Source organism: Streptomyces sp. NBC_00878, from assembly GCF_026341515.1.
GTDB lineage: Bacteria > Actinomycetota > Actinomycetes > Streptomycetales > Streptomycetaceae > Streptomyces.
In genome coordinates this window covers 20333-35832 of record NZ_JAPEOK010000002.1, presented here as the reverse complement: position 1 = coordinate 35832, position 15500 = coordinate 20333, and the positions used below count along the sequence as shown (strand labels likewise).

General features: G+C 71.1%; 16 protein-coding genes. 13 read left to right on the top strand and 3 right to left on the bottom strand.

What is annotated here, in order from left to right:
- The first annotated feature begins 217 nt into the window (after positions 1–217).
- Genes OHA11_RS44705 through OHA11_RS44680 form a run of 6 tightly spaced genes read left to right on the top strand, consistent with a single transcriptional unit; the run spans position 218 to position 5218 of the window.
- Complete coding sequence (locus tag OHA11_RS44705; protein WP_266508030.1) at positions 218–1603, top strand: M20 family metallopeptidase; 1386 nt, start codon at positions 218–220, stop codon at positions 1601–1603.
- A complete protein-coding gene (locus tag OHA11_RS44700; RefSeq protein WP_266508029.1) occupies positions 1600–2556 on the top strand; it encodes a catechol 1,2-dioxygenase in 957 nt (318 codons plus the stop codon). Before OHA11_RS44705 ends, OHA11_RS44700 begins: the two co-directional genes overlap by 4 nt.
- On the top strand, positions 2553–3422 hold the full coding sequence (locus tag OHA11_RS44695; protein WP_266508028.1) for an alpha/beta fold hydrolase: 870 nt from the start codon (positions 2553–2555) through the stop codon (positions 3420–3422). Before OHA11_RS44700 ends, OHA11_RS44695 begins: the two co-directional genes overlap by 4 nt.
- Positions 3423–3432: 10 nt before the next feature.
- Positions 3433–4245, top strand: coding sequence for an IclR family transcriptional regulator (locus tag OHA11_RS44690; protein WP_266508027.1), 813 nt, complete (start codon positions 3433–3435; stop codon positions 4243–4245).
- Complete coding sequence (locus tag OHA11_RS44685; protein ID WP_266508026.1) at positions 4242–4763, top strand: MaoC family dehydratase N-terminal domain-containing protein; 522 nt, start codon at positions 4242–4244, stop codon at positions 4761–4763. Before OHA11_RS44690 ends, OHA11_RS44685 begins: the two co-directional genes overlap by 4 nt.
- The gene (locus OHA11_RS44680; RefSeq protein WP_266508025.1) at positions 4760–5218 is read left to right on the top strand and encodes an acyl dehydratase; all 459 of its coding nucleotides are present in this window, start codon (positions 4760–4762) and stop codon (positions 5216–5218) included. The genes OHA11_RS44685 and OHA11_RS44680 overlap by 4 nt, the downstream gene beginning before the upstream one ends.
- Here OHA11_RS44680 and OHA11_RS44675 read toward each other — a convergent pair.
- Positions 5154–6131: an ABC transporter substrate-binding protein gene (locus OHA11_RS44675; RefSeq protein ID WP_266508024.1), complete on the bottom strand. Its 978-nt coding sequence runs from the start codon at positions 6129–6131 to the stop codon at positions 5154–5156. The genes OHA11_RS44680 and OHA11_RS44675 overlap by 65 nt on opposite strands.
- A gap of 140 nt (positions 6132–6271) precedes the next feature.
- Here OHA11_RS44675 and OHA11_RS44670 point away from each other — a divergent pair, with 140 nt between their 5' ends.
- From OHA11_RS44670 to OHA11_RS44640, 7 genes are read left to right on the top strand one after another with little or no spacing between them, the layout of a single operon-like run.
- Complete coding sequence (locus tag OHA11_RS44670) at positions 6272–7294, top strand: NAD(P)/FAD-dependent oxidoreductase (RefSeq protein ID WP_266508023.1); 1023 nt, start codon at positions 6272–6274, stop codon at positions 7292–7294.
- Between the two features lies 1 nt (position 7295).
- Positions 7296–7631: a ferredoxin gene (fdxA, locus tag OHA11_RS44665; RefSeq protein WP_266508022.1), complete on the top strand. Its 336-nt coding sequence runs from the start codon at positions 7296–7298 to the stop codon at positions 7629–7631.
- Positions 7628–8422, top strand: coding sequence for a 2-keto-4-pentenoate hydratase (gene mhpD, locus OHA11_RS44660; RefSeq protein ID WP_266508021.1), 795 nt, complete (start codon positions 7628–7630; stop codon positions 8420–8422). Before fdxA ends, mhpD begins: the two co-directional genes overlap by 4 nt.
- The gene (locus OHA11_RS44655) at positions 8419–9369 is read left to right on the top strand and encodes an acetaldehyde dehydrogenase (acetylating) (protein ID WP_266508020.1); all 951 of its coding nucleotides are present in this window, start codon (positions 8419–8421) and stop codon (positions 9367–9369) included. The genes mhpD and OHA11_RS44655 overlap by 4 nt, the downstream gene beginning before the upstream one ends.
- Positions 9366–10421, top strand: a complete 1056-nt coding sequence (dmpG, locus tag OHA11_RS44650; protein WP_266508019.1) for a 4-hydroxy-2-oxovalerate aldolase — start codon at positions 9366–9368, stop codon at positions 10419–10421. Before OHA11_RS44655 ends, dmpG begins: the two co-directional genes overlap by 4 nt.
- Positions 10418–11569, top strand: a complete 1152-nt coding sequence (locus OHA11_RS44645; RefSeq protein ID WP_266508017.1) for an LLM class flavin-dependent oxidoreductase — start codon at positions 10418–10420, stop codon at positions 11567–11569. The genes dmpG and OHA11_RS44645 overlap by 4 nt, the downstream gene beginning before the upstream one ends.
- Positions 11570–11610: 41 nt before the next feature.
- A complete protein-coding gene (locus tag OHA11_RS44640) occupies positions 11611–12405 on the top strand; it encodes an alpha/beta fold hydrolase (RefSeq protein WP_266508623.1) in 795 nt (264 codons plus the stop codon).
- A gap of 131 nt (positions 12406–12536) precedes the next feature.
- Here the strand turns inward: OHA11_RS44640 and OHA11_RS44635 are convergent, their stop codons facing one another.
- A complete protein-coding gene (locus tag OHA11_RS44635; protein ID WP_266508016.1) occupies positions 12537–14108 on the bottom strand; it encodes an AbgT family transporter in 1572 nt (523 codons plus the stop codon).
- Positions 14108–15430 (bottom strand): amidohydrolase family protein, encoded by a 1323-nt coding sequence (locus tag OHA11_RS44630; RefSeq protein WP_266508014.1) that lies wholly within the window; start codon positions 15428–15430, stop codon positions 14108–14110. The genes OHA11_RS44635 and OHA11_RS44630 overlap by 1 nt, the downstream gene beginning before the upstream one ends.
- Positions 15431–15500 lie beyond the last annotated feature (70 nt).

Genomic DNA, 15500 nt, shown 5'->3' with positions numbered 1-15500 from the left:
CCGGGATCGCCGTAGCGCTCCCCGTTGCCAGGAAGCGCTTCGCGCGCACCACGATGACCCAAGTCCACAGGATCAACCATTGAATCCTCCCTCTCCCGGAAGGAAGGGGATTCCTGGCTCACGCTGCCCGACCAGGCGGCACCTGGTCAGGTCTTCCGCGATCAACACCAGCCGGGTTGAAACCAGCCCGGTTGACATAACGTCAAGGAGAGTGTGCGTGCTTGGTTCTCGCAGCGCACAGAGTTCAGCTTACCCGATCGGACTTGACGGACTGGACGCCCGACGGCGCGCCTGGGTCGACGATGCCTGGCAGCACGTCACCCAGGACCGGCTGCGCGACCTGATCACCGGGCTCGTCGACATCCCGTCCCCGACCGGTGACGAGGCCCCGCTCGCCACGCACATCGCCGACACGCTGCGTGCCGCCGGCTGCCGGGCCGCGGTCCAGCCCCTCGACGACCGGCAGGCCAACGCCTGGGCGCGGCTCGACGGCGACGGCACCGGCCCGGACCTGATGCTGTACGCGCCCATCGACACCCTGACCGTGGGCGAGGAGAGCGAGGATCTGCCCTGGATCGGGCCGGAGTTGCGGGACGACATGCGCCCGCGGGCCACGGTGTACGACGACCTGGTCGTCGGGCTGGGGGCCTCGAACCCGAAGGGGCACGCCGCCTGCGTGATGATGGCCGCCGAGGCGATCGCGCTGGCCGGGATCCCGCTCACGGGCGACCTGGTGGCGGCGTTCGGCGCGGGCGGCATGCCCACCAACTCCCGGCCGGGCAGCGTCAGGCGCAACACCGGCCAGGGCGCGGGCTGTTCGTTCCTCCTGGAGCAGGGCCTGTGGACCGACTACGCGGTCATCGCCAAGCCCGGCTGGACGGTCTCGTGGGACGAGGTGGGCCTCGTCTGGTTCGAGGTCACGGTCCGCGGCACGCACACCTATGTCGGCTCGCGCCACCGGCTGCCGTACGACAACGCCATCGCCCGCGCCGGGGAGGTCGCCCGGCACTTGGAGGAGTGGTTCGTCGAGTACGCCGAGCGGCACACGATCGGCACGGTCGCCCCGCAGGGCATCGTCTCGTCGATGCGCGGCGGCTGGCCCCGGATGGCGGCGGTCACCCCGGCCGCCTGCACCCTCATGGTGGACCTGCGCATCGGCCCCGACACCGCGCCGATACGCGCCAAGCGGGAGTTCGCCGCCGCGCTCGACGCGATCCGCGACAAGCTGCCCGGGCTCGACGTCACGGCCGAGATGGTCCTGGCCATCCCCGGGACCCGCACGGCGCCGGACAACTGGATCACCCGCAGCGCCACGGCCGCCTGGGAGGCGTTCGAGGGCCGCGAACACGAAGCGATCCGCGGCAACAGCGGCGCCACCGACGCCAACATTCTGCGCGGGCGCGGCGTCCCCACGGTCCGTGTCGGCATGCCGAAGGTGAGCGAGGCGGAGACACCGTTCGACATCGACTTCGCCCGCGGCATGAACACCGTCTCCGTACGGGCCATGGAGCGGCTCACGCGCCATCTGGTCCGTACGGCCGTCGACACCGTCACCCGCTCCCGCGCCGAACTGGAACCGGGGTCCGAAGGAGAACCGGCATGACCGAGATCGTCCTGGGTGTGGGCGCGTCGCACAGCACGCTGATGAACACCCACTGGGAGGAGACCTTCCACAAGGACCGTGCCGAGCGGTTCCGGGACGCGCTCGCCGAGGCGCGCGAGGCACTCGCCGCGGCCCGCCCCGACACGGTGATCCTGGTCGGCTCCAACCACTTCCGCGGCTTCTGGCTCGACCTGATCCCCAGCTTCACCATCGGCGTCGGCGAGTGCGTGGCCAGCGGCGAGTCCGGTACTCCGAAGGGCCCGCAGCCGGTCGACATCCCGCTCGCCCGGCACCTCGCCAACTCCCTTGTCGAGGAAGGCGGTTTCGACCCGGCCTTCTCCGCCCGCCTGCAGATCGACCACGGCCAGTCGCACGCCGTCCAGTACCTCCTCGACGGCCTGGACGTGGACCTCGTACCGATCGTCGTGAACGTCTTCGCCCCTCCCCTGCCCACTCTCGACCGCTGCGAGCGGCTGGGCCGGGCGATCCGGGACGCCGTACTGGCCTTCCCGGGTGACCGCCGGGTCGCGGTGGTCGGCTCCGGCGGGCTCTCGCACCGGCTGCCCTGGCCGGACTGGCGTGAACCGCACGGCGACGACGAGGAGTTCATGGTCGGCGCCTGGCTGAACGGCCGGGAGAACTGGCAGGACTACGACATCAGGCGCCGCGAGATCATCCGCGCCGCCGAGGCCTCCCTCAACCCCGCGTTCGACGACGAGTTTCTGTCCCTCGTCGAACGGGGCGAGATACGGCGGATCACCGCGTACAGCACCGAGGAGCTGGAGAAGGTCGCGGGCAACGGGGCGCAGGAGCTGCGTACTTGGCTGCTGATGTCGGCCGTGCTCGACCACGTGCCCGGCCGCCGGCTGGCGTACGAGCCGATGCCCGAGTGGCTCACCGGGATGGCTGTCGCCGTCCTCGACCCCGCACACCCCCAGGAAGGGCAGTCATGAGCATCTGGACCGAACTGTCGGGCATCGACTACCGCCACGCGTACGTCGAGACCGGCGACGTCACCACCCGCGCCCTGCAGGCCGGCCCCGAGGACGGCGAGCACGTCGTCTTCCTGCACGGCACGACCGGCCATCTGGAGGCGTTCGTCCGCAACATCCCGGCGCACGCCTCGGCCGGCTACCGCTGCCACGCCATCGACACGCTCGGCCACGGTTACACCGGCAAGCCGGACCGCCCGGGTGAAATACCGGCGTACGTCGATCACTTGATGGCCTACCTGGACGCGGTGGGCGCCGAACGCGCGCACCTGGTCGGCGAGTCGCTGGGCGGCTGGGTGGGGTCCTGGGCGGCGAGCGAGTACCCGGAGCGGGTCGCCTCCCTGCAACTGCTGTGCATGGGCGGTACGAAGATCAACCCGGCGGTGATGGAACGGCTGAAGACCTCCACCCGGGCCGCCGCCGTCAACGAGGAGATCTCCTACACCCGGGACCGGCTGCGACTGCTGTGGGCCGAGTGGGACGAGGAGTTGGGCGACGAGCTGACGCAGGTCCGCTACGAGATCTACCACCACCCGGAGTTCCGGAAGAACCTCCACAACCTGCTGGCGTTGCAGGAGTTGGAAGCCCGCGAGCGCAATCTGCTCCGCCCCGACCGCATGGCGCGGATCAAGGCCCCGACCCTGGTGGTCTGGGGCAACAAGAACCCGCTCGGCGACGTCCCGGAGGCCGAGGCGATCGCCGCCGCCATCCCCGGGTCCCGCCTTGAGGTCTTCAACGAGTGCGGGCACTGGCCGCAGCACGAGAAGGCCGATCTCTACAACCCGCTGAGCCTGGCGTTTCTCTCCGATCTCTCCGAGTCGTCGTGAGGTGTCTGCCATGACCGTCGTCCCGATCGATCACGCCGGAGCACCGTCCGAGCCCGCTTCCGACTCCACCTCCCCCTGTCCCGACCCGATGAACTCCGTCCTCGGCAAGGTCCGGCCCATCCTGGAGGCGTTCACCGTCGACGACAGCTCCCTCTCCCTCGCCGACCTGGTGCGCCGTACGGGCGTGGCGAAGGCCACCGTGCACCGGCTCTGTCAGGAACTGGTCGTCTGGGGGCTGTTGGAGAGAGCGGGCTGCAACTACCGGCTCGGGCTGCGGCTGTTCGAGATCGGGCAGCGGGTGCACCGGCAGCGGATCCTGCGCGAGGTGGCCCAGCCGTACATGGAGGATCTGCTGCTGGCCACGCAGGAGACCATCCACTTCGCGATCCACGACGGGCTGGACGTCGTCTACTTGGAGAAGATCCTGCCCCACCGGGGGCTGAGCGAGGAGTCCCGGGTGGCGGGCCGGCTTCCGCTGTACTGCACCGCCACCGGCAAGGCGATCCTCGCGTTCTCCGCCGCCACCCTGTTCGGTGAGGTGGTCAGGAACGGGCTGAAACCCTTCACGCGCCACACCATCACCTCACCCGGTCTGCTGCGCGGTCAGCTGGAGCGGATCCGGGAGCAGGGCATCGCCACCGAGGCGGAGGAGATCCGGCTCGGCTACATGAGCATGGCCGTGCCGGTCTTCGGCAATCAGGACGCGCCGGCGGGCGCGCTGTCCATCACCGCTCCCACCTACCGGGTGGACGCAGCGGCCCACGCGAGCGCGCTGCGCGCGGCGGGGCTGGGCATCGGCCGGTCGTTGCGGGCGGCCCTGTGAGCGTGCTGGACGACGTGCTGTCCCGGGCCCGTGGCCTCATCGGCCGGTGGGAGGACGAGGACTGCGGCACGGTGACCGTGAAGGACTTCTGCCGGTACGCGGCGGCGGTCGACGACCTCGGCTACCTGCGGCGGGCGCGGGACCAGGAGGCCGCCGGGCAACCGGTCGAGGCTCCGGCGCTCTTCCTCGCGGCGACCATGAGCTGGGAGGACGGACCCCCCGAGGACGAACTGCTGCCTGACGGCCTGGCCGTCAGAGAGTCACCCTGCACCCAGGGCCTCCCGGTGCGCCAGGTGCACGGCGGGCAGTCGGTGCGCCTGACCCGGGCCCCGCTCGCGGGCACCCGGGTCACCGCGTCGCGTGCGGTCACCTCGGCCGAACGGAAGCACGGCCGGTCCGGCGACTTCGTACTCCTCGGTCTCACCACCCGCTACACCGCGCCGGACGGGACCGAACTGACCGCCGTGGACGAGACGGTCGTCGTCCTGGCCGCCCTCCCGAAGGGAGCCACCGCGTGAACACCCCTGCCGCCGTCGGCGATGTCTGCCCACCGCGCCGGTACACGCACAGCAGGCTCCAGCTGTTCCGGTTCAGCGCCGTGTCGTGGAACTCCCATCGCATCCACTACGACGCCGAGTTCGCCGTGTCCGAGGGCTTCTCCGACGTGGTCGTGCAGTCGACGCTGCACGGTCAAACGCTCACCCGGTACGCGCTGGAGTGGGCCGGGCCCGACGCCTGCCTGGAATCGGTGAGCTGGCGCAATGTCGCGACCGCCGTGGCCGGCGAGCCGCTCACCTGGAGCGGCACCGTGCGTACGGTGGCGCCCTGTGACTCAGGGGTGCGGGTGACGCTCGACGTCTTCGTGCTCCGGGACGACGGCGCTCCCTGTGTCACAGGGCAGGTCGACCTCACGTGCCGTGCTGCTCGTACCAGCCCTTCAGCAGAGCCGTGTCGAGGTCCGGCGACTTCTTGATCAGCTTCTGCGCCAGCAGGAAGTCGATGATCTTGCGGGACTCGACGACATCGGCGTCCTCGATGCCGCGAGCGGCGAAGGTGATCTCCGGGAGCACCTTCTTGGTGGCCTCCACGGGGAGTTTCACCTGCTGGTTGGAGGCCTTGGCCGCGGCGTCCGGGTCGTCGGTGACGATCTTGTCCGCGGCGGCCACCACCTTGAAGACCTTTCCGGCGGCCTCTTCGTTGTCCTTGAGCCACTTCTGGTCGGCGATCAGCCACTGCACGTACTTCACCCCGAAGTCGCCGATGCGCCCCGCGATGTGTCCGCCCGCCGCGTCGCCGCGCGCCGCCCACGGCTCGAACAGGACGTACGCGTCGATCGAGCCCTGCTCCAGCAGTCCGGGGATCTCCGGCGGCGAGCTCTGCAGGATCTTCACGGACTTCGGGTCGATGCCGTTGTGGCGCAGGTACGAGTGGGTCGCGTAGAGGCCGAGCCCCGCGATCGACGCCATGGTCTTTATCTGTTTCGGGGAGTCGATGCCGTCCCGCAGGACGACCTTGAGATAGCGGTCGGAGGACTGGAAGACGCCCAGCGCCCGCAGGTCGGGGCTGCCGACCATGAGCGAGAGGGCGGTGGAGTCGGCGTTGGCCGCGATCTGCGCGGTGCCGGCCGTCACGGCCTCGGTAGCCGCCGGGCCGCCTTCGGTCTTCACGAGCTCGACGTTCACGCCCGCCTTCTCGAACATCCCGCGTTCCTCGGCCAGGTAGAACGGGGCGTACGAGGCGTCGACCCCCAGGGCGACACGGACCGTGGGCTTTCCCGCCGCCTGCCCGCCCGCGGAGTCCACCGCGCCCGCCGTGCACGCGGAGGAGAGGACGAGGGCCATGAGGACGGCCGGCAGGCGCCCTTTTCTGACGTTGAGTGCATCCATGTGATTCGTCCTCCCGGACCGGTGGAAGCGTCGTGTTCGCGCCACGCTCCCACCGCCTGGCCGCCCGGCTAAGCGCCGCGTCCCGTCAGGCGGACCGGTTCCGTTGGGCGGCGGTTCGCCCGTCCTTACGCTCCTGGTTCATGAGCGTTCCCACTGATGAGCCGGTCGCCCCGGACGAGTCGTCGGTGATCGAGACCGACATCCTGATCATCGGCGCCGGCCCGTCGGGCCTGTACGGCGCCTACTGCGCGGGCTTCCGCGGACTGAGCGTAACCGTCATGGACGTCCTCCCCCAGTGCGGCGGCCAGATCAGCGCGATGTACCCCGAGAAGCCCATCTTCGACATCGCGGGCTTCCCGGCGGTACGCGGCCACGACCTGGTCGACAACCTGGTCGCGCAGGCGCAGCCGTACGGTCCCCGCTACCTCCTTGGCCACCGGGCACTCCGCCTCACCCGCGCGGCCGACGGCCGGCCGGTCGTCCACGGCGACCAGGGAACGGCCGTGCGGGCCGGGGCGGTGGTGATCACCGGCGGGCTGGGGACCTTCACCCCCAGACCGCTGCCCGCGGGCGAGGGCTACCTCGGTCGCGGCCAGGTCTACTTCGTGCCGGACCCGGCCGAGCACACCGACCACGACGTCGTGGTCGTCGGCGGCGGCGACAGCGCCTTCGACTGGGCGGCGACGCTGGCCCCGATCGCCCGGTCGGTCCGGCTCGTCCACCGCACGGCCCGCTTCCGGGCCCATCAGGCAACTGTGGACAAGGTACGGGCGCTGGGCATCGAGATCATCACCGACTCCGAGGTGAGCGCCCTGCACGGGGCGTCACGGGTGGAGCGGATCGAGGTCCGGCACCGCACCACCAAGGACACCCGGCTGCTGTCGGCGCACACCGTCGTCGCCGCCCTCGGCTTCCTCGCCGACCTCGGCCCGCTGGGGGACTGGGGGCTGGCACTCCAGGCGAAGCGGATCACCGTGGACACCCGGATGGCCACCAGCGTGCCCCGCGTGTTCGCCGCCGGTGACATCACCGACTACCCGGGCAAGGTGCGCCTGATCGCGGTGGGTTTCGGCGAGGTCGCCACCGCGGTCAACAACGCGGCCACCGTCATCGATCCGGAGGCGGCCCTGTTCCCCGGGCACTCCACGGAGAAGGAGAACTGACATGGCGTACGTCATCGGGTCGGCCTGTGTCGACATCATGGACCGGTCCTGTATCGAGGAATGTCCGGTCGACTGCATCTACGAGGGCGAGCGCAAGCTCTACATCAACCCGGTGGAGTGCATCGACTGCGGCGCCTGCGAGACGGCCTGCCCGGAACAGGCCATCGCCGTCGACCGCCTCGCCGAGCCGGAGTTCCGCGCCGACAACCGCCGTTTCTTCGAGGAGCCGCTGCCCGGCCGGACGACCGCGCTGGGCACACCGGGTGGGGCGACCGGCCTCGGCCCCGTGGGGGTCGACACCCTGCTCGTCACCTCCACCACGGGCGGTGCGCGATGACCGCCGCGGAGGTGGTCAAGGCGGCCGACGAACTGCGGGAGGCCGCGCGGACGAACACGCCGTGCGCTCCGGTCCGCACGTACGTCTCCGGCCTGGAGGCCGCCTATGCCGTGCAGCGGGTGAACGTCGGGCGCGCCGTGGCGGCCGGGCGGCGGATCGTGGGCCGCAAGATCGGCCTGACCTCACCCGCCGTGCAGACCCAACTCGGCGTGGACCAGCCGGACTTCGGGACCCTCTTCGCCGACATGGCGGTCCCCGAGGGGAGCCCGGTGGCGGCCGGAAGGCTGCTCCAGCCCAAGGTCGAGGCGGAGGTCGCCCTCGTCCTCGGCTCCGGACTGCCCCACCGCGACTGCACGGTGGTCGATGTGCTGCGCGCGACGGACTTCGCGCTGCCCGCACTGGAGATCGTGGACAGCCGGGTCGCCGACTGGGACATCGGCATCGTCGACACCGTCGCCGACAACGCCTCCAGCGGCCTGTTCGTGCTCGGCGGCACGCCCGTACCGCTGACGGGCCTGGACCTGCGCGGCGTACGCATGACGATGACCCGGGGTGGCGAGGCGGTGTCCGAGGGGACCGGCGCCGACTGCCTGGGCAGCCCGCTCAACGCCGCCGCCTGGCTCGCCTCGACGCTGGCCGGCATGGGTGATCCGCTGAGGGCGGGCGACGTCGTACTGACCGGAGCACTCGGGCCGATGGCGGTGGCGGCCCCCGGCGACCGGTTCGAGGCACACATCAGCCAACTGGGCCGTGTGACAGCCGAGTTCGCGACGGAGGGGGACGCGTCATGACCGCCCGCACCAAGGTGGCCGTCATCGGCTCCGGCAACATCGGCACGGATCTCATGATCAAGGTGCTGCGGTTGTCCGAGAGCCTGGAGATGGCCGCGCTCGCCGGAATCGACCCGGCCTCCGACGGCCTCGCGCGCGCTCGCCGCCTGAAGGTGGCCACCACCCATGAGGGCGTGGACGGTCTGGTGGCGCTGGACGAGTTCGCGGACGTACGGATCGTCTTCGACGCCACGTCGGCGGGCGCCCACCGTCGCCACGACGAGGTGCTGCGCGGCCTCGGGCGCACGGTGGTCGACCTGACCCCGGCCGCGCTCGGCCCGTACGTGGTGCCGCCGGTGAACCTGGACGCCCACCTGGACAGCCCGAACGTCAACATGGTGACCTGCGGCGGCCAGGCCACGATCCCCGTCGTCGCCGCGGTGTCCGCGGTGACGCCCGTGCACTACGGGGAGATCGTCGCCTCGATCGCCTCCCGCTCGGCGGGGCCCGGCACCCGGGCCAACATCGACGAGTTCACCGAGACCACGGCGTCCGCGATCGAGCGGGTCGGCGGCGCGCGGCGGGGCAAGGCCGTCATCGTCCTCAACCCCGCCGAACCGCCGCTGATCATGCGCGACACCGTGCACTGCCTGGTCTCGGAGTGCGACGAGGAAGCGGTCGCCGCCTCGGTCGAGGCCATGGTCGGCCGCGTCCAGGCGTATGTACCGGGCTATCGCCTCAAGCAGAAGGTGCAGTTCGAGCACATCGGCGCCGACGATCCGCTGCGCGCGCTGGTGCCGGCCGGCTCGACTCCCGTGAAGGTGTCCGTGTTCCTGGAGGTCGAGGGCGCCGCCCACTACCTGCCGGCCTACGCGGGCAACCTCGACATCATGACGTCGGCCGCGCTGCGCACCGCCGAGCGCCTGGCCGCACACCACGCAGGAACGACCGCGGAGGCGTCCCGATGACCACCCAAGAAGCCTCCACCCGAGAAGCCTCCGGCCAGTCAGCCCCGCTGTACATCCAGGACGTCACCCTGCGCGACGGCATGCACGCCATCCGGCACCGCTACACCGTCGAGCAGGCCCGCACCATCGCCTCCGCCCTCGACGAAGCGGGGGTCCGCGCCATCGAGGTCTCGCACGGTGACGGCCTGTCGGGTTCCAGCATCACCTACGGAGTCGGCGCCCACACCGACTGGGAGTGGATCGAAGCGGTCTGCGACGCCGTACGCCACTCGATCCCGACCACCCTCCTGCTGCCTGGCATCGGAACCGTCCACGACCTCAAACAGGCCCACTCGCTGGGCATCCGTTCGGTGCGGGTGGCCACGCACTGCACCGAGGCCGACATCTCCGCCCAGCACATCGCCGCCGCCCGGGAGCTGGGCATGGACGTGGCCGGGTTCCTGATGATGTCCCACATGGCCGAACCGGCCGAACTGGCCGCCCAGGCACGGCTGATGGAGTCCTACGGCGCCCACTGCGTGTACGTCACGGACTCCGGCGGCCGGCTCACCATGGACGGCGTCCGCGACCGCTTCCACGCCTACCGGGACGTCCTGTCCCCCGAAACGGAACTGGGCATACACGCCCACCACAACCTGGGCCTGGGCGTGGCCAACAGCGTGGTCGCCGTGGAGTGCGGCGTCACCCGCGTCGACGCCTCGCTGGCCGGGCAGGGCGCCGGGGCCGGGAACTGCCCCCTGGAAGCGTTCGTCGCGGTGGCCGACCTGATGGGCTGGGAGCACGGCTGCGACCTCTTCCCGCTCATGGACGCGGCCGACGATCTCGTCCGCCCGCTCCAGGACAGGCCGGTGCGCGTGGACCGCGAAACCCTGAGCCTCGGCTACGCGGGCGTGTACTCCAGCTTCCTCCGCCACGCCGAAACGGCTGCGGCCCGCTACGAGCTCGACACGCGCGCCATCCTCGTCGAGGTCGGCCGTCGCCGAATGGTCGGCGGCCAGGAGGACATGATCACGGACGTGGCCCTGGACCTGGCGGCAAGGGTGCAAAAATGACGGCGCCCTACCAGGGGCGCGGGGAACTGCGCGCCCAGCCACAGCGGACCCGCAGCAATCGAACAACCCATCCGGCGAAGCACCCGGTGCAGCCGGTGCAGCCGCTGCGCGTAGGCATACGCATCCCCCCGTGCGACCGGGCCGACCGCGTGGTCGACACGGTCCGCCGCGCGGAAACCCTCGGCTTCGACGACGCCTGGTTCCCCGACTCCCAACTGCTGTGGCGCGATGTGTTCACCACACTGACCGCCGCCGCTCTGGGCACCGAGCGCATCGGCCTCGGGACGGCGGTCACCAACCTGGCGACGAGGCACCCCGCCGTCGTCGCGTCAGCCGCCCGCAGCGTGGCCGAACTCGCGCCCGGCAGATTCACGCTCGGTCTCGGCGTCGGCAACAGCTCGGTCGGTCCGGTCGGCCTTCGCCAGACGACCTCGGCAGCGATGCGCGAGGGCATCGGCATGCTGCGCGCCCTGCTCGACGGCGAGGAGTGGGAGTTCGAGGGCAGGGTCCGCTCGCGGCTGCGCGACCCCGGGCCCGGGGTGCCGCTGCACCTCGCCGCGAGCGGGCCGAAGAACCTGCGGCTCGCCGGTGAGATCGCCGACGGCGTCATCCTCCTCAGCGGCATCTCGCCGACCACCCTCGCGAGCGCCACCGCCCGGGTCCGGGAGGGCGCCGAGGCGGCGGGCCGCGCGGCCCACGCGATCCCGCTGACCGTGTCCGCGTTCTGCGCGGTCACCGACGACGTCGCGGCCGAGGCACGACTCCTCAAGCCGATCTGCGCGTCGATCGCCCAGAACGGCGGAGCGCCCTTCCTCGCCCTGGCGGGGATCGAGGTCGACGTCCCGGCGGAGGTGAAGGGGGTCTACCCGGACCTGGTGCACGCCGAGGACTGGGCCGCGGCCGTCGAGATCTGCTCGGCCTGGATCAGCGACGAGGCCGTGCTCCGCTTCGCCGAGGAGTTCTGCCTCTTCGGCTCCCCGGCCCGGATCGCGGAACGCCTCCACGCCCTGCACGCCTCCGGAGTCACCGGCGTCCTGCTCCAGCACGTCGGCTCCTACGACCCGCCCACCGAACTGATCGAGAGCGTCGGCGCCTCCGTACTGCCGGCTCTCCTCCCCTCCCCCCGCGGAAAGGCGAACCCCCTATGACTGACACGCCCACGCCGGGCACACCCGCGATAGTCAGTCCCCTGACGGACGCCCTGCGAAGGGGCTACGCACCCAGCCCCTTCGGGCAGTTGCACTACGTGGAGTGCGGTACCGGCGAGCCCGTCCTGCTGCTCCACCAGACCCCGCGCTCCTGGACCGAGTACCTCGACGTGCTGCCCCTGGTCGGCACGGCGCACCGGGCCGTCGCCATGGACACCCTGGGCTTCGGCGCCTCCGCGAAACCGGCCGGACCGCACTCCATCGAGCGTTTCGCCGACGCCGCCGGCGCACTGATCGAAGCTCTTGGGCTGGAACGCTTCCATCTGGTCGGACACCACACGGGCGGAGTCGTCGCGGTCGAACTCGCCGCCCGCTACCAGGACCGCGTATCCAGCCTGCTGCTCTCGGCCACGGCCTTCATCGACGACGAGAAACGCCGTACGGCGGCCGGGCGCAAGCCCGTCGACCACGTCGTGCCCCGGCCGGACGGATCACACCTGGTGGAGCTCTGGAACCGGCGCCGCGGCTTCTACGCAGAGGGCCAGGAGGCGGCTCTGAACCGGTTCATGGTCGACGCGCTGACCGTCCTCGACCGGGTCGAGGAGGGCCACGAGGCGGTCCGGCGGTACGGCATGGACCAGCGGCTGCCGCTCATCACGGCCCGTACGCTCGCTGTCTGTGCCCCGGGGGACCACTACTCGCTGCCCGGGCTGGAGAAGTTCGCCGCGGCGCTCGGCTGCGAGACGCGGGTCCTGTCCGGCGGCCATGTCCCCGTCCCGGAGCAGCTGCCCGAGGAGTTCGCCAAGGTCGTGCTGGAATGGACGGCTCGCGGCTGAGGCGAGGCGGCGCGGACGGCGTACGAGAACCTTCTGTGCCGTCGCCATCGCCGTCGTCGTCGCGCGAGCCGACGACACGTGGCCGACTCCACCGGATCTCACCGGTGGAGTCGGCCTGTCGTGTGCGGGGGTCACTTCAGACCGATGTGGGCGCCGGGTCCGAGCGGCAGGTCGAAGCCGTAGAAGACGCCCAGGATCGCCAGCCACACCAGCATGAACGGCACCACGAAGATGGCGAGCCGGGAGATGAGCGTGCCGAGCTTGGCGTCGGGCTCGTACTGGCGGAGCATCGCCAGGATCAGGAACACATAGGGGTTCATCGGGGTGATCACGCCGGTCGCCGAGTCACCGATCCGGAAGGCGGCCTGGGTGAGCGCCGGGCTCATCCCCATGAGCATGAACGCGGGGACGAAGACCGGTCCGACCAGGGACCACAGGGCCGAGCCGGAGAGGATGAACAGGTTGAGGCAGGAGACCAGCAGGACGAACACCAGGATCGCCCAGAAGCCGGTCACGCCCATCGAGTCGAACAGCGCGGCGCCCTTCACCGCCAGCAGCACACCGACGTTCGACCAGGTGAACAGGGCGATGACCTGGGCGGCGACGAACATCATCACGAGGTAGCCGGACATGGTCTTCACCGACTCGGTGACGGCGTTGGTCACGTCCTCGGCCTTGGTCAGCTGCTTCACGCTGAAGCCGTACGTCAGTCCGGCCAGCAGGAAGGCGCCGAACAGGACGGGGACGATGCCGGAGAGCAGCGGCGAGGGCACGAAGGCCCCGCCCTCGCCGCGCAGCGGCGCGCCCTCCGGCAGCCACAGGGAGAGCACGCCGGCCAGGTAGACGATGACGACCAGCGCGGTGCGCAGCAGTGCCCGCCGCTGGACCGGGGTGAGGGTCAGGTCGCGGTCCTCGGGCTCCTCGCCGGCGGGCTCGTAGGTTCCGAGCCGGGGTTCCAGGACGCGGCTGATGAGGAATCCGCCCACCGCGGCCAGTACGAGGCTGCTCGCGGCCGTGAAGAAGTAGTTGATGAGCAGATGGATGTCGAGGCCTTCGGCGGCCGGGAGCACCGAGGCCGCCTGCTGGGTGATGCCGACGTACAGGGCGTCGAGGGAGCCGATGGTGAACCCGGCCGCGTAGCCGGCGGTGACACAGGCGAAGCCGCCGATGAGGCCCGCGACGGGGTGACGTCCCGCGCTCTTGAAGACCAGGGCGGCGAGCGGGGGCAGCACGATGGCGGCGACGTCGCTCATCATGTGCGCCTGGCTGGCGATGAGCGCCACCGCGTACGGCAGCACCGGGCGGGGCACCCTGGCCAGGGTCGCCCGCATCAGGGTCTCCAGCAGGCCCGTCTTCTCGCAGAGCCCCACCACCATGATCAGCACCAGTACGGCGCCGATCGGGGGGAAGGTGGCGAAGTTGACGACGAGGTTCTCCACCAGCCAGCCGACGCCCTCGCCGGTGAGCAGGCCGGTGATGTGCTTGGTCTCGTCGCCGCCGGGGACCTTGACGGAGACTCCGCCCAGGTCGAGCGCGGTGGAGACGACCGCCAGCAGGAGGAACAGGGCGGCGAACAGGACGACCGGGTTGGGCAGGGCGTTCCCGGCCCGCTCGATGAGCGCGAGCACCCGGTCGAGAGGCGTGGCTCTGCCGGTGTCCGGGGACTTGGTGGGTGGGGCGGGGAGTTCGGTCTGTGAGGACATCAGGGCCGCCTTCCGGTGGGGAGGGTGTCGGTGGCCGGGGCGGGGACCGGGGCCGGGGCGGGGAGGTTCAGGAGGTCCTTGCGGACGACGCCGTCCTGGACGACGCACACGATGTTGGCCGGGTCGCCGAGGACGCCGATGTCCTGGAGCGGATCGCCGTCGCAGACGACCAGGTCCGCGGTGTGACCGGCGGTGAGGGTGCCCAGCCGGTCGGCGAGGCCGAGGAGTTCGGCGGAGGTGCGGGTGCCGGCGACGATGGCGGCCATGGGGTCCATGCCGAGGTCCACCAGATAGCTGAGTTCCATCAGGTTCACGCCGTGCGGACCGACCGCCGCGTCGGTGCCGAGCGCGATCCGGGCACCGTACTCGATGGCCCGGGCGATGTTCTCCTTGGTGGTACCGGACCAGCGGACCTTCTTCTGGTAGTGGTAGTCCGGCATCGTGTCCTTGTTGATGCCCGCGTACACGGTGGACAGCGTCGGTACGACGAAGACGCCGCGTTCGCCCGCCATGTCCAGCGCCCGGTCGTCCAGACCGTAGCCGTGCTCGATGCTGGTCACTCCGCCGCGGATCGCGGTGAGGATGCCCGCGTTGCCCTGGGCGTGGGCCGCGACCGGCTTGCCGCCGTGCCGTCGGGCCTCGTCCACGACCGCCCGGATCTCCTCCTCCAGCAGGCCTTCGTCGTCCGGATCGTCGTAGGGGCTGCCCATGCCGCCCGTGGCACAGACCTTCACCAGGTCGGCGCCGTCGCGCAGGACCCGGCGCACCGCGAGCCTGGCCGCGTCGGTGCTGTCCGCGATCTCGGACATCCCGGCACTCAGATCCGTACCGTCGGGCAGGCGCACATCGGCGTGGCCGCCGGTGTGGCTGATGATGCGGACGGCCGTGTGCAGGCGCGGGCCCACCGTTCGTCCGGTCTCGACGGCCGTGCGGTAGCCCGCCGACAGACCGCCCAGGTCGCGGGCGGTGGTGATACCGGCGTCGAGGGTCTGGCGCAGCCGCGCGGCCGTGTCCAGGGTGACCAGGACGGGGTCGAGTTCCGCGCGGCGGGACGGCGGCGAGCCCTGTGCGTAGGCGAGGTGGACGTGGCAGTCGAAGAAGCCGGGGAGTACGGTGCGGCCACCGGCGTCGACTACGCGGACAGAGGAGCCGACGACGGCCGAAGGCGCGGTCGCGGCCGCTCCGGCGTAGGTGATGGTGCCCTGGGCATCGATGACGACGACGGCGTCGTCCACGGGCGACGAGCCGGTGCCGTCGATGAGCCGGGCGTTGTGGATCCGCAGGGCGGTCCGCGCGGTCTCCGGGGTCGTGGCAGAGGTCATAGGGCGGGGTCACTCCTCCGTAGTGGATGCAGGCGAAGGGAGTGTGGAATGCACAGGAAAACCTGGTGTG